The sequence below is a fragment of the Chryseobacterium sp. Marseille-Q3244 genome, from assembly GCF_940807095.1.
GTDB lineage: Bacteria > Bacteroidota > Bacteroidia > Flavobacteriales > Weeksellaceae > Chryseobacterium.
In genome coordinates, this window is the sequence record NZ_CALNWX010000020.1 from 1 (window position 1) to 14,431 (window position 14,431).

At 35.3% G+C, this 14,431-nt stretch carries 9 protein-coding genes; all 9 read right to left on the reverse strand.

Annotated elements, in window-relative coordinates; genetic code table 11:
- Positions 1-110: 110 nt before the first annotated feature.
- The 9 genes from NBX25_RS22095 to NBX25_RS22135 all read right to left on the reverse strand — a co-directional run bounded on the left by NBX25_RS22095 (position 111) and on the right by NBX25_RS22135 (position 14,420).
- Positions 111-3,779 carry a DUF6443 domain-containing protein gene (locus NBX25_RS22095; RefSeq protein WP_250255443.1) on the reverse strand — a complete coding sequence of 1,223 codons (3,669 nt, stop codon included), beginning with the start codon at positions 3,777-3,779 and terminating at the stop codon, positions 111-113.
- Positions 3,780-3,786: 7 nt separating this feature from the next.
- Positions 3,787-6,645: a hypothetical protein gene (locus NBX25_RS22100; RefSeq protein ID WP_250255445.1), complete on the reverse strand. Its 2,859-nt coding sequence runs from the start codon at positions 6,643-6,645 to the stop codon at positions 3,787-3,789.
- Between the two features lie 4 nt (positions 6,646-6,649).
- Positions 6,650-8,281, reverse strand: coding sequence for a T9SS type A sorting domain-containing protein (locus NBX25_RS22105; protein ID WP_250255447.1), 1,632 nt, complete (start codon positions 8,279-8,281; stop codon positions 6,650-6,652).
- A gap of 146 nt (positions 8,282-8,427) precedes the next feature.
- On the reverse strand, positions 8,428-9,072 hold the full coding sequence (locus NBX25_RS22110; protein WP_250255449.1) for a hypothetical protein: 645 nt from the start codon (positions 9,070-9,072) through the stop codon (positions 8,428-8,430).
- A gap of 1,229 nt (positions 9,073-10,301) precedes the next feature.
- Positions 10,302-11,237, reverse strand: coding sequence for a hypothetical protein (locus NBX25_RS22115; RefSeq protein WP_250255450.1), 936 nt, complete (start codon positions 11,235-11,237; stop codon positions 10,302-10,304).
- A 3-nt stretch (positions 11,238-11,240) separates the two neighbouring features.
- The gene (locus NBX25_RS22120; RefSeq protein WP_250255452.1) at positions 11,241-11,519 is read right to left on the reverse strand and encodes a helix-turn-helix domain-containing protein; all 279 of its coding nucleotides are present in this window, start codon (positions 11,517-11,519) and stop codon (positions 11,241-11,243) included.
- Between the two features lie 61 nt (positions 11,520-11,580).
- Positions 11,581-12,339 carry a polysaccharide deacetylase family protein gene (locus NBX25_RS22125; RefSeq protein WP_250255454.1) on the reverse strand — a complete coding sequence of 253 codons (759 nt, stop codon included), beginning with the start codon at positions 12,337-12,339 and terminating at the stop codon, positions 11,581-11,583.
- 5 nt (positions 12,340-12,344) lie between these two features.
- A complete protein-coding gene (locus NBX25_RS22130; protein ID WP_250255456.1) occupies positions 12,345-13,592 on the reverse strand; it encodes a site-specific integrase in 1,248 nt (415 codons plus the stop codon).
- A 267-nt stretch (positions 13,593-13,859) separates the two neighbouring features.
- Entirely contained in the window at positions 13,860-14,420 is a 561-nt protein-coding gene (locus NBX25_RS22135) for an NADPH-dependent FMN reductase (protein WP_250255458.1), read from the reverse strand.
- Between the last annotated feature and the right edge of the window lie 11 nt (positions 14,421-14,431).

A 14,431-nucleotide genomic window follows, 5' to 3' on the forward strand; every position in this document is an offset into this window, starting at 1 on the left:
CTTCACAAACCATGAATCCAAAGGATAGTATAATACCGGTTTGTCAGTTCTCCAACAGTGTGGGTAGGAGTGAACATATTTTTCTACTTTGAAAGCTTTGTTCTCTGTTTTCAACAAGATTGCAAGCCTCCTTTACCATTAGGGTGCATTGTTTTCCAAAATATACTTCCGTTAGTATGTTGAGCTTTTGGAACTAATTGCATAACTCCCTGCCCTACATCATGATGCCAAACCCAATTTTTTGGAGATGTACCTCCAATATTTCCTGTTACAGACTTTGGAATTGTAATTCCTAAATCTGTAATTCCTGCCGCAAATTTGGCATCTTTAGCCATAGCTTGAGATAATGCGGTATTTGCAGTTTTAAAATGTGTATAGGATCCCACACCTGGATACAAATTATCTGCTAATTTCATTTCATAGGCCACCGAATAATATGCGCCTGTCGCTTCTTTTGTAGCTAACCCTGGTTTTCTTAATGCTATAGCCCCTATAATTCCGGCAGCCATTGCAAGATATCTATTTTCAGGTTCCCATGTACTTAAAACTTGCCCTCCAATGTCAAATATTCCGGCAGGATCTCCCGCACCACCAATCATCATAATACCTCTGTCACCTCTCACCCCAGACAATCTCCAAGCCATATCGTCAGCTTTCACACGGTGTGTCCAGCTTTCAGATGCTTTTATAAAGCCATTCATCATGGCCATTGCATTAGGAAGGTAATTGCTTCCGAAATTCCATGTAGAGGCTGTTCCTTTACCACTCATAATAACCGGATCAAGGTTAAAATGCAAACCTCCTTCTTCGCCATTTAGCCCGCTCCAGAATGCACTGTTGTTTCCGCCTCCCCAGCCATTCAACTGTCCTGAAAAGAAACCATAATCTCCGCCACCACTAAAATAGCTTCCGAGACGGTCAATATCGCTTCCTGTAAATTTCCAGCCGCTTCCGGAACCTATTATTTCTCTTCCGTCCGGGTCAAAGAAGCTGACAGGGTTATTGGCTACATAGGCATATGGTGAATGTGAAGCATAACTTTCAGATAATTGATCTATCCCATTCCAACGGCCTAAGTCAGACATGTATTGTCTCCATCCGTAGTCGTACATTCCTGTTTCCTGTACCTCTTGGTCATTATATTTGTAAGCATTATAACTTCCTATACCAGACAGAAAGGAATTCCCAATATGGTTTAACCCAAAAGGATAATAGTTATTAGTGTCTATAATTTCAAGAACGCCTGCGCTGTTTTTGGCAAAATTGACCCTGTTGTTTCCAATCTGGTCTTTGTATTGGTAAATATAACGGTTTTCAGTGAAACTGTAGAATCCTTCTGCAGTAACAACAAAATCAAGTTTCCATTCAGGAGTTGTCACAATAGGACCGTTAATTCCCTTATATGCCTGTGCTTCATAGGCTACTCCCAGCCTACAGGTGATACAGCTTCCGCCTTCCTGATACTGGTATTGAAAACCATCCAGATAATCCGTTATCTGGGTAATATCTAAAGCTCCTTTTCCTTCGCGTTTAGAACGTTTTGTTTTTCTCAGCTTTGTTCCATCTGCGCTATACAACGTATTGATATTAGCATTTGATACTACACCAAGAGAATTTTCTATTACAGAAAGCTGGTTAGGCAGATCAAGGAAGTTATACCCAATTGACTGTATTCCTTTATCCAGCATATCCTTCATATTTCCATTCTGGTCATAAGTGACAAGATTATTTCCGCCTTCATATCCAGTTTCATTCAGTGCATTTTCTATCACTTTGGTTAAACGGTTTCCAGAGTATTCATATACAAGATCATCAACCTGAGTGGCTGTATTTCCTGTTGCTGGAAAAGCATTTCGCTTCAATGTGGCAATATTTCCGTTCAGGTCATAGGTCAGGTGTTCATTGTAATAGTTGTTAAACGGAGCGGTAGCATTAGGCTCCGAATAAACAGCATCTTTCAAACGGTTAAGGGCATCATAAGAATAGGTATATCTTTTCAGAATATTTTCAGAGGCATTTTTCCAATCTACTTCCGTAATATTCCCGCTAAACTTTCCTGGTGTAATATTGGTATTTAAAGGATTGGTATATTTCATTTCATATCCAAACAGTTTTCCGCCAAGGTTCGCAGGATCGTTCACGCTGGTCATCCAACCCTGAATATTATAAGCATAATCTATGCTCTGTAGATTGTTTCCAACTTTTTTATTGGTAAGTTGAGAAAGTTCATTGTAAGTATACTCTGCCAATAATTCTCTAGCGTTACCATCTACCTGATGCCATTGTTTCTTCAGGCGGTTCCCATCATCATATTCAAAGGTCTGGGTAATGATTTTTTCAGTATCGGAAGGAATTCTTTTATGGTATACCTTTGACTGTTTTGCCATTCCGGTAAAATCCAGCTCAGACTCCGTTCTGGTGTACCCACCAAGATGATTCATAGAGTGGACAGCAACAGCTCTTTGTTTAGTATCATACCAGACATAGTTTTTTGTCCAGTTGTCATCCTCTATATTTTTTACAAGACTTAAAGTAGGCAGTGTCCGGGTATTAACGGACGTATTTTGTGCATCTGTAATAACAGGCTGTTCCAATATTGTAGCCGGAAATGGTGGCGCAAAACTGTATGACGGATAGGTATCATAATAATTAACTGACAGAAGAGTTACCCAAGTCCCATTGGGATAAGTGCCATTAGGATCATAAAAAACATCCATGCCCTGTACATAGAAAAATGATTGTAAGGTTCTTTTTACATTATTATTATCAAACACATCTGCAACAGACTGTTCTCCCTGTCTTGTGCCATTTCCCTGGTTTGTACAAATACCTGTTATCGCTACTCTTCCAAACTGATCATATTGGGTATATAACCAGTGTCCTTTCGTCCTTAAATTAGCATCCTGAGTAGAGACCAACCGATCTTTTTTATCATACACCATATATTCCCAACCTTTTCCGGGAATTTTCTTCTCTACCAATCTTTTCCAACCATCATAATGATACTGGTAGCAGAGATTATCCAGAGTTACCTGGTCTACTAAACCGGATTGTGAGGCCAGTGGTGGAATTACATAAGCAAGCTGGTCAAATTCATTGTATACATAATAGGTATCTGCATTCTGCCCATTAATTTTCTTTCTTATGAGTATCGTTTGTCCTTTTTTGTTGTTGAATGTGGTACTCATATTTCCATCTTCATCGGTAACTGTATTTTTAGCCAGTGTATTGCTACTGAAAGTCCCCGGCCTGGTAATTCCATATTTTGTTCTTCCTTCCTGCCAGGAGGTTGAAATGATATACTGAGACACTTCACCATCCACATTAACATCATAATTAAAACTAACAGGTTTATCAGCCCATTGATTCCCTGTATGTATTTTTTTCACTAGCCTGCTTAAAGGAGAACTTTCCAATATGTTTTCTGAATAAATCTTTTCTGAACCATATACAGCTGGGGCATTGGCTAATGGAGCGGTATAGATGGCTCCGTTCAGGGTTCCCGCCTGGGGTACCGGAAGATAATTTTTCACCTGCCTTCCAAACGGGTCGTATTCAATATGGCTTACCATATCTTTTCCCTGTGGGGTAGCTTTTATATCAATAACCTGAACCGGTTTTCCCCATCCGTCAAAATATTGCACGGTTTCTGAAACTTTGGAACAGTCATTAGAAAGACAGGTTTTACTGTAAATATAGTTTTCTGAAGAAGTTAGATTTGTTTGTGCAAAATACAAGCCTGCAAACAACAAACTTAAAATACTTAAAATCTTTTTCATGATTACATTAGGGTTTATTGTTGTACTGATATTCTTTTAATGTGGTATAGGATACAGATCCGCCGGCATCTTTTTCCATTCTTTTCACAGCTTTAAGTCTTCCTGTACTGTCATACTGAAAGATGTTCCTTAATCCGGAAGGAGATGTTGTGCTGGTAATGCCCACACCCGGATCATAGGTGTAAGTAGTTATCTGATAACCTGACAGAGCGGGATTCTTTCTGAAATTATCCAGTGCAGCAATCAGTGCAGGTTCATGAGCTCCATTCAGGTTATCGCTGTTAGACGCCTGAATAATATCGGCTGCCAAAGACACAACCTGGCTATAGGCAGCTCCCTCCACTTTTGCAATTAAAGAGGTTTGGTTGTACCCATAGATCATTGCAGTAGGGTATCCTACGGAATTGGAAACCTGAAGAAGGTTACCTTTACCATCGTACAAATCCATTTTTAAGCTTTCTTTGCTGCTTCCATCTGCTATATTGGTTGTAATAACAGAGGTTGGCAGTAAAGAGCTATTGCTAAATAACGTTTTAGTCCCGGATAAGATCTTTCCGTTTTTCTTTTCCTGGATTTCTACAGGAAGTCCTGTTATAGAAGCATTTTGAAGCTGTGTATAGCCAGGTAGGTTGGCAGGATAGGTTAAAAATTTTTCAAGAATTTCTCCATCAGTAACAGATTTCGTATAAGAAGGCTTAAAATTCAGCGTATTAATCTGGGTTTCCGATTCATTCTCCAGTACTTTTCCTCCGGGATAAAACAACTTTTGTTTTTGAATTACCCTTTTTATAAAAGAGGGTTTGGTGGAGTGTTGAGTCGCTATAAAATTTAAATTATATTCATTATCAGAATAATAGTCTAATTCATAATTAGATTCATTAGAAATCAATAAAGTATTCTGCTCATCATAAACATCCTCTTTATAGGGCACACCTGAACTTGTCACCGAATAATACGGCCAAAAATAAGTAGGTTCTAATTGAGTTCCTCCATTTTGAACTTTGGGATAATCATCAGGCGTTTTATATGTTTTTTTAATGTAGCCTTTGCCATTTTCCGAAACCTTGACATTTTTGTAAAGAATATAGGAAGATAACCTGTCTCCGGCATCTTCTCTCTCGCTATTAAACTGGTACCCACTGGTACTATTGGATAAGGTGAAAGAATCATATCCATAACTGATGGTTCTTTCAGGTAAAGTTGCCGATATATCTTTATAATACTGAATATTTTTAATTCTGCTGCCTTCTGCCGGAACTGAATTCCTAAATGGACCTGGTAAAAATTTAGTTCCTATGATTGAAAAATCACCATTTCCTTTAGCCTCATCTACAGATACAATTTCAAGAGTATAGTTTCCTGGATTATTTCTGAAGATAAATGTATCCTGATACGCTATATTATTGTATGTTTTCGTCCAGATTTGCTGTGTCCCTTTCTTTAAAACAAATTTTAATTTTGGATTCTTACTAACAGGTTTTGGAAAGAAAGGATCATCAGGTACTTCGGGAGAGGGAAAATCAAAGTTCTGTATGTTAATTAATAATTCAAATCTCTTTACTTTACCTGCATCTCCGGGAATGGTGAAATTGTATGTTTTTGCGATTTCAGTATTAAGAGAAGAACTGTATAATGATTCTTTAGTTTGAACAACAGGATTAAAATCATACTCTTCCAGATAAGCCAGATAATTCGGATCGCTATAATCAAAAAACTTTTCATTACCTTCATAATTATAATGGATGACACCACCTGCAGGACTCACTATTTTTTCTAAAATACCGTCTTTTCTAATCCGCCCAAATTCGTCTGTAATGTTCTTATAGACAAAAGAAGTTTGTTCGATCTTGATTCCGTTTTTATCATTTTTCTTTACAAGGTTTAAAAGTCTTTTGCTTTTCAGCGGATCATCATATGGATAAGTAAGAATGCTGTTATCTATTGCATAGCTGTACAGCACTTCACCGGCCGGATTTTTTAGGGTAACCTTTTGCAGGGTGTAAGGGTCATTAACTGTCTTTTGGAGGTTTTCATCATAGGCAAAATCAAACGAAACTTCTCCTTTTGGTGTTTTTATTGATTTGATTTTACAATACTGATATATAATTTGTCCGGCAGATACAGATGAAGTTTTTGTCTTTTTTTCGTAGTCTAATGTTGCAACTTCGATCCCTATAGGGCTTATAATTTTTGTCAGATAATAAGCTGATTTAAAGACGGGGATGCTACTGGTACAGTCAAACTGATTATAATCATACTGCTGGAAATAGTATTTATATCCATTATCAGCAGTTATCGTAAAAGTGTCTGCTCTGAATATGATTCCAGTACCACTTTCTCTCACATATTCTATTTTGGCATTATTGGGGCTTAGATTAACCAGAGTAATAGTATTGGCTGTAAAATCTCTTTTAAATATAAACTTCCCTGATAAGCCGGGTAAACTGTAATAGTAAATATCATCAGATTGAACGGCAAAATTTGGAGATGAAGACTGAGAATCATAGCACTCATCCAAAGTACCTACTATTTTTTTATAAATAACACTGGTTCCCAATAGAGACCATCCAAAGCCAACATCACTGATCCTATCCGAATTCTCAGAATTTTTAACATTATAGCTCAGACTGATCGGATAGCTGATATTATTATCCAAGGGAAAATTTAAGAGTGGAATATCAATACTTGGGAGTCCTGTGGCTTCATTGACCGGAACATTGGAATAGCTGGATAGTGAAGCATTGGATGAAGAGGCAATTGAGCTTTTTATTGGTCCGCCAATACTGTTTTGTGCATACCCTTGCTGGAACCCCATTGTAAGAAAGAGTGGTAATATTAAAGTATGTATATCTATTTTCTTTTTCATCATTTTATTTTTTAATCAGCTTTGCATTCGCTGTTTTATTATTATCTGTTTTGATGGTTATTAAGTAAGCTCCCTGAATTAAATTTTGTGTATTAATCTTAGTCACTCTATTCTTTGTTTTTACATTCTGAAGCAGCCTTCCACTCATATCATACAGCATAATATCAGCCTCTTTGAAGTCAAAGCCGATTTCTACATACGCATAATCCAATACAGGATTTGGATAAATCTTAATATCATACTTCTCTATCAGGTCGTTTACCTGTTTATCACCCAGCTTTACAATCTTCCAGTTTTCTTTTCCTAGTTCCTTTGCACTGGTTCCGGCCAGGATAATAGAACCATCCCTATTTAATTTCAAATCTGAAAGCCGTTCTTCTTTTTGCCTGGATTCTCCGCTTACATATTTTCGCCACTGTTCATTTCCATTGCCATCCAGGTACAACATCCAAAAGGTTTCATCATCTTTTTCTATCCTTCCTTCTGCCTGGGTGTAACCGCCTAACAGGATTCCTTTGGAAGACTTATCATCTGCGGAATGAATAACACTTGCTCCCATTAAAATATCACGGTTTTTGAAATTATAAGACTTCTGCCACTGCTCTTCCCCTCTTTCGTTAAGGGCAATAATCCAAAGGTCAGTACCTTCTTCAATTCCTACAGTTTTGTTTCCTGATCTTTCTGAACGGGATTCCCCTCCAATGATAAAACCATTTGAAGTTAAAGACAGGGTTCTCACATGGTCGTCTCCTTTACCCCCAAAGTTCTTTTCCCATTCTACTTTTCCCGTTTTATCCAATTTGATGATCCAGTAGTCCCCTTCACCGAAGTTTTCTGTGGATTTTGCGGTGCGGGATACGGGATTCGAGTTTTGACCATTTGATACAGAACCTGCATCTCGCATCCCGGAACCTTTCTCAGAGCCCGAATCACGAACCTCGGAACTTCTGGAATAAATTCCCAATAAAGCACCGCCATCTTTTGTTGGAATCATTTTCTCCACTTCATCCAACCCTTTTCCACCTAAAATCAATTGGGAGAGTTCTTTTCCATCTTTGTCTAACTTTATAATCCAGACATCTTTAGAACCGTAGCCTTGGGAAGAATTTTGCACATTTCCAGCAACAAAAAAGCCTAAATCAGTAGTCTGGATGACTGATTTTGCTTCTTCATCGGAAGACGTTCCCAACGTTTTCTGCCATAATTCATCCCCGGATTCGTTAATCCTGATGAGCCAGATATCGGAGCCGCCTCTGGAGTCTTCTTTTTTGTCCAGCCCTTTCCCGGAATAAGAGGTTCCTGCTAAAAGGAATCCGCCATCCTGGGTATTTACGGTTGATGATAAATAATCGTGGTTGTTTCCTGAGAAATAATTTTCCCAGGCCTGTTCTCCCTGTTGGTTTAACTTTACCAGATGAAAATCGTAGCCGTTATTTTGCCTGTTTCCAGCCTCTATCTTTCCGCTTCCTGACTGTATAGAGCTTCCCGTAATAAGATACTGCTGATCGATCGTAGTGGTTACCTGGCTTAAAAAATCCTGGGTAGAGGATTTGATGTCTTTTTGCCAAAGTATTTCCTGGGCAGACAGCCCAAGAACTGTGCATAAGAGAAATGCACTTAAGTAATTTTTTTTCATTGTTCATTTAAAAATTTTGTGTGAATTTATATAAAGTCAAAAAACTATCATGTAGGTATTTTCCCTATATTTTGATTTATTTTAACTGTGGTAAATCTAAAGATAGAATGCGACAGAACCTGTCGCATTATCTTTACAATTAATATTTATTTACCAGCCTTAATAAGAGGTGTTAATTTTTCTTTTAAGGCATCAAATTCCTCTTTTCTAATAATTTCAAGATCTAATTCTTCTTTTTTCTTTTTAAGGATTTCTATCGCTTCTTCTCTGGTCAAAGGTCGAGTATTTCTCAATGGTTTAATTTCTCCTTTAGCAAGAGCATTATCAACCATTGTTACGGTAATATACTTGTCAAGCAGATTAAAATTAGTAGAAGGCAACGGTTTCACATAGAAGAAAACATAATTTTCCAATCCTAAAGAGCCTTTATTAAATTGAATCTTTTCAACCGTTACTTTATAATCCTTATACTCTTCCTCAACATACCTCATCCCTTTAAGAAGTACACCAGCAGGCTTTCCGTAAAAGAGGTATTCAAAATTTCTTTTTTTACTGAATGCTGATTTTGATTCTCCCGTAGGATTACCAAGCACTAAAGTATCTCCGACCTTGTAAACATTCTTATCTGAGGCTAAATAATGCTTAATATCCATTCCCATTTTAAAGCTCTTTGCTTCCTGTTTATCTACCATTTTTGCATAGGTCAAAGTGTCAATTTCAGATAGCTTTTGTGCACTTGCTGAGGAGAAAACAATTAGCAATAGTCCTAATGTGTAAAGTTTTGATTTCATTTATTTGATTTTAATAAGTTTTTATGATTTAGAGATAACTTTATACACTGTGGGATAATAAGAGGATTTTTGAGCATCTTTTGATTCTAATAAGAATGCAAATACTTGATAATGGATGAGGTTTCCTTACGGGAATCCACAGGAAAGAATAAAAGTTTAGTAAAACATTTGTCATAATTTGATATTGTTCTACCAGTTCCGAAAATAGAGAGTTAATAAAAAGAGCGCGGAACTGAAGCCAATCGGTCAAGAGGTACCGCGAAGAACCTAACATCCAGAATGACTCAGCCCGCGCCAATATAGGACACGGGCATAAGCCTATTACTCTTTGGATGTTTGTAGAAAATTCGCGGTTTTCTTGAACCAATTATAATAGCTTACGCCTTTGTTTCGTTAAAATTTGAACTTCAAAATTAGTATTTTTTTCTTTCCTACAAAATGGGACTAAAAACGAAAAATTGGAAAGATTTTGTTTTGACGTTACTACTATAGTCTTTTTTGCAAGGCAACTGACTGTGTTCAATTAGCAAAAACACCCATGAATAAAAGCAATCTATCTCTTTTTAATCGCCCAAAACAGTTTTAATTAAAATGGGCATTTTTTATCTCTTAATGATTGAGAATAAACTACATTTTTGATTTTCAATTGTTGTTTATATTATATGTTTAAACAGTCATAAAAAAACCATTTAAAACATTAATTAGTCTTTTTCATTTAGAAAAGTAACTAATCATAAAAGGCACACTTTATAAAATGCTTGTAAAATAATTTGTCATGCGAAAACATTGCTTTATTTAATGAGAGAAACAGAAAAAAGGCAAAAAGATATTTTTTATCAATTGTAAAGCTCCTTTGATGTAAAACATAGTAAAGCAGAAGAAAGGCTATGAATAAAGCTATTTTACTAATTAAAATAGAGCTTTACACCTTATACCTTCTGCGTTTGCTTTTCTCTTCCTATGAAGTACTATAGTGTGAAGTAGCTCTTTTCCATTTTCATTAGTAAAGTATGATGAATAGGATAAATTAGCTACTTCACAAAATTACTTAATATTTTAATTTTAAAATGGGCTTAAGTGATTCAGAACTTTGCTCATTTTCTTTTCTTTTTTTACTGCTGATAATTTTTACATTTATAATAGGGCAAGGCTCACGAACTTCAGAATAGTACTTTTGTATTACTAATATATTTTTATTATGTATTAAAAAAATTCCCATGTTTCCGAACTCACATTTGAACTTCGGAAACATGGGATTTTGTAAAATATTCTTTTTGCAAAAGCTCTAAAGTTCGTATAACGTTGTCTTTGATAATTGATAAATAATTTTCGTAGCCATACTTTTTAATGATAGTACGGAATTTATCTTTTGCGCTCCTACGTCCCTCTGCATCCAAACCCTTAAACAAGATATTTTTTTGATTTTTATCTTTCCTACACCAATATTCACTATTTCGATACTTTGCCAGTTCCACTTGCTGTTTGGTTGTTAATTTATTTTCGTCTATACTCCAATCATCGAAAATAAAAAACTTAAATATTTTTAATAACTCATTGGCAAGCTTTTCTACATTTATTTTTTTGAACAGGTCTGCCAGTGTATAAATACCCTTTTTACGCAAATAAACACTATCAGTGACCTTTCTTTCAATTCTTAGAACATGGGTAGATAGACCGCACTGAAAACTCTTGCTATAAAATTTATCCTCATACTCTGTAAGAGTAAATCTACGTCCAATCTTTCCCATTCGGTCAAAAGAAGTATGCCCATAGGCAATCAATCGGTTAATAAAATCGAACGGATCAAAATCAATTGGAATATTTACTCCGAACTCAAGTTTTAAAATCAAACAATTTATAAGTTTAATACCGAATTGACCTAACAAATGAGTAAACGCCTTTTCTATCTCAGTAAGTGTAATAGAACTGTAATTGTTTCCGTTCCAGTACTTATGGATGCTACCGCTTATCCAGACCCTACCTGTTTCAAATTGAATAATCTCAAAACTACATCCTTTTCTATCGAATATTTTTAAGTAGGCTTTGTAATTTTTTCCAGTTATATCTCCTGTTTTTTTGCACGTAACTATTTCCCAGTCTAATTTTTCTATAAGGATATCCGAAAAAGGTCTTAATACCTCAATTTTAAGCCAGTCGTAGCCCATAGTCTATTTTTTAAGGATTAGACTTTCTAATAGCTCATTCTTTTTGTAATAACGTCGATTGGCTATTCCATAAGCTTTTACTTTACCTTTATTTGTCCAATGCCATAATGTAGAGGCATCAATTTTGAGCAGTTCGCATACCTCAGCACGGGTTAACAACTCTTCGGAGTCTTTAGGTGAATAAGACTTTAAAACCTCTTCCAACTGAACACGTACAGTTTCGCTAATTAGCTCCGAAAGAGTTTCTTTGTCAATGCTTTGTAAAATGATTGCTTTATCCATATCTATTTGCTTTGAGAGCAAAATTAGATACACTGCAAACCATACAAATTATTGATACGTATTACTTTTGTATTGTTTTTGATTGGTGTTGAATAGTATTGTATTTCTTGAGAAACTCACGGCAAAGCTCAAAATTATTTTCAATACAATATTCATAAATTATTTTAGTATGTTCAGGATCGTAATAAATATTCTTATTTTTATCAGGAGCACTATCACCAAAAGAAGAACTAAAATACGGAGCATAACTTCTATTTCCTAATTCATCAGCAATATAAGCGAAAGACTTAAATCGCCCATTAGGTTGCTTTTCCTCTCTCATTCTGTACAAATCCCCATTTGCAATGTGTATACCTGCCTTAAACCAAACTTTATCCTTAAAATTACTAACGTTTTGGATACTTTCATTTATTTTTTGGGTGGAGTACCTTTGTTCTAACTGAATTACTCCTACAAGCTCTTCAATACGACTTTTAAAATATTTGTATTGAATTTTATTGATGAGGTCATCCGCTTTGTGTGTTTTCAGTACATTTAATAGCAACTGATACATATCTAAAAATACAGCCAAATTATATTTTTTGGCTTGAATTCTTTTTAACTCCTCACTGTAAAACATATCAATATTATGCTTAAATTCTTCATTAAGTATGTCCTTTGAATCGTAATCAGGTTTTCTGCTTGCCAACCTTTTAAATCGCTCTATATAAGCCTTTCTCAAATGAAAATTTTCATCGATGTTAATAAATTCAGGACGCTTTTGTAAAAAATTTTCTATTGGTATTGAGTTACCATTTTCATCTATAATGTGCGTAATCATAAAGCCTAAAAATAATTAAAAAGTTCAAGAGCAGTATCTTTTGTACTTTTCCCTATATATTCTAAAAACATTCTTTCGGTAGTATGCCCAGTCATAAAAATTAAATGGCTTGTTGGTATTTTACCGTAGAAGTTGGTAGCAAAAGAACGTCTCCCTATATGTGAGGACACAAGTTCCCATTTTTCATATACCCCCTCATCTTTCCTATATTTCCCGCTGTTTACTTCTACCTCCATTTTTTTGCTACCCTCTATTTCTTGATTTATTTCCGCTTTTTTACAGACTTCTTTTAAATAATCATTGTATTTCTGGTCAGATATTTTGTTAGGGAACTCCCCACCTCTTTTTTCTAATATCTCCATTACTTTAGGAAGTACTGGGATAGTCATTAATTTATTGGTTTTCTTTTGTCTAAACTCAAGCAGGGGCTTACCATTTTCTACACGAATCATACTTGCATTGAAATTCATAAAATCGGATATTCTTTGCCCTGTGTAGCACGAAATAATTAGCCAGTCTCTAACATTGGAAAGACTTTCGTTTAGCTTCGTTTTTTCTATTTGTTCAAGTTCTGAAAGTGATAAATAGGGATGCTTAATTTCTTTTTTGACTTTTATACGTAGTCTGTTGAGGTTTCTATCTACTTCTAATCCTTTTTCATAAGCATAATTACAAAAAGTTTTAATAAATACTAAATCTCTTTGTATAGTACCAATTGCGTAGTTTTCCTTTGTACAGTATGCTATAAAATTATTTTTGAATTGCTCATTTATTTCAGAAATAAGCAGCGTAATTCTCTTGTCTTTTTCGTAACGCTCTAATTTATGCTTGACTACATTTAACTTTTTAACTGTAGATGGAGTAATATCATTACCTTTCTCTTGTATGTAATAATCCACAAACTGGATTAATCCTTGCGGAATTCGAACCCCCTCAGGTTCTCGGTTATAATAGTTGTCTATTTTCGTTTGTAGCCAAGACTTATCAACCTCAGACGGCAAGGCTTTTTCAAACGCACTTAAAACAAAGTTCTGAATATTATTAATCTCTGCGTTTACTTCTCGTTGTCTGTTCGCAATTTCAATAGATTTAGGACGTTTTTGGTCATGGTATTTCTCCCAGTATTCCTTATCAACTTTTAAAAGGGTTTTCGCCCCATATACATAATCTATTCCTTCGAGACGGTATAATAATCTTATATTAAGAGGTGCTTGTTCTTTTGTAGAACGGTAAAGAAAATTTATTGTAGCCAAGCTGTTTGTTTTACCGTACAAATATATAAAATACTGTACGATTTTTGTACGGTAAATTTCAATTTAATCAAACCCACCTCAACTTACATCAAAATAAATCAGCTTTAAAATTATATCTAAAACATTGTAAATAAAACAAAAAATATACAAAATAGATATTTTACAAGATGTATAAAATTGAATAATTAGTACTCCCTCCAACTCCACTAAAAATAAAAAAGCCACTGAATGATTCAGTGGCTTTTTTTTATTCTAAATTCCAATCTATTACGAACTACAATTCTTCTTAAACCACTCAATATAAGCATCCACAGCCTTCTGAAGAAAATCTTTCACCTCTTCATCATTTAAATTTCCGTTCTCATCCCATGCTTTATCAATATGAGGAAGATAAACTTCTGGTTGCTGCATTGCCGGGACATTAAGAAACACAAGACTTTGTCTAAGGTGATGATTAGCCCCAAAAGCAGAAAGGTTTCCTGGCGAACTACTAAATACCGCACCTGGCTTTCCATCCCAAACATTTTTACCTGCCGGCCTTGAACCAACGTCAATTGCATTTTTCAATGCTGCAGGAACCGACCTGTTATGTTCTGGGGTAATAAAAATAACACCGCCGATAGTTCTTATTTCATCTCTGAATTTCATATAAGATTCGGGGACCTTATTATAATCATCAAAATCCTGATTATATATAGGTAAATTGTCAATTGAAATAATTTTAAATTCAAAACCCTGAGGAGCCATAGGAAGTAATGCCTTCGCTATCTTTTTAGAGAAAGATTCTTTCCGCAAACTTCCTGCAATAAGCCCAATTTCTGTATTCATAATGATAATAT

Excerpts from the sequence above, each read along its gene's own strand:
- NBX25_RS22095 (WP_250255443.1), bottom strand. The coding sequence starts at position 3,779 with ATGAAAAAGATTTTAAGTATTTTAAGTTTGTTGTTTGCAGGCTTGTAT.
- NBX25_RS22100 (WP_250255445.1), bottom strand. The coding sequence starts at position 6,645 with ATGAAAAAGAAAATAGATATACATACTTTAATATTACCACTCTTTCTT.
- NBX25_RS22105 (WP_250255447.1), bottom strand. The coding sequence starts at position 8,281 with ATGAAAAAAAATTACTTAAGTGCATTTCTCTTATGCACAGTTCTTGGG.
- NBX25_RS22110 (WP_250255449.1), bottom strand. The coding sequence starts at position 9,072 with ATGAAATCAAAACTTTACACATTAGGACTATTGCTAATTGTTTTCTCC.
- NBX25_RS22115 (WP_250255450.1), bottom strand. The coding sequence starts at position 11,237 with ATGGGCTACGACTGGCTTAAAATTGAGGTATTAAGACCTTTTTCGGAT.
- NBX25_RS22120 (WP_250255452.1), bottom strand. The coding sequence starts at position 11,519 with ATGGATAAAGCAATCATTTTACAAAGCATTGACAAAGAAACTCTTTCG.
- NBX25_RS22125 (WP_250255454.1), bottom strand. The coding sequence starts at position 12,339 with ATGATTACGCACATTATAGATGAAAATGGTAACTCAATACCAATAGAA.
- NBX25_RS22135 (WP_250255458.1), bottom strand. The coding sequence starts at position 14,420 with ATGAATACAGAAATTGGGCTTATTGCAGGAAGTTTGCGGAAAGAATCT.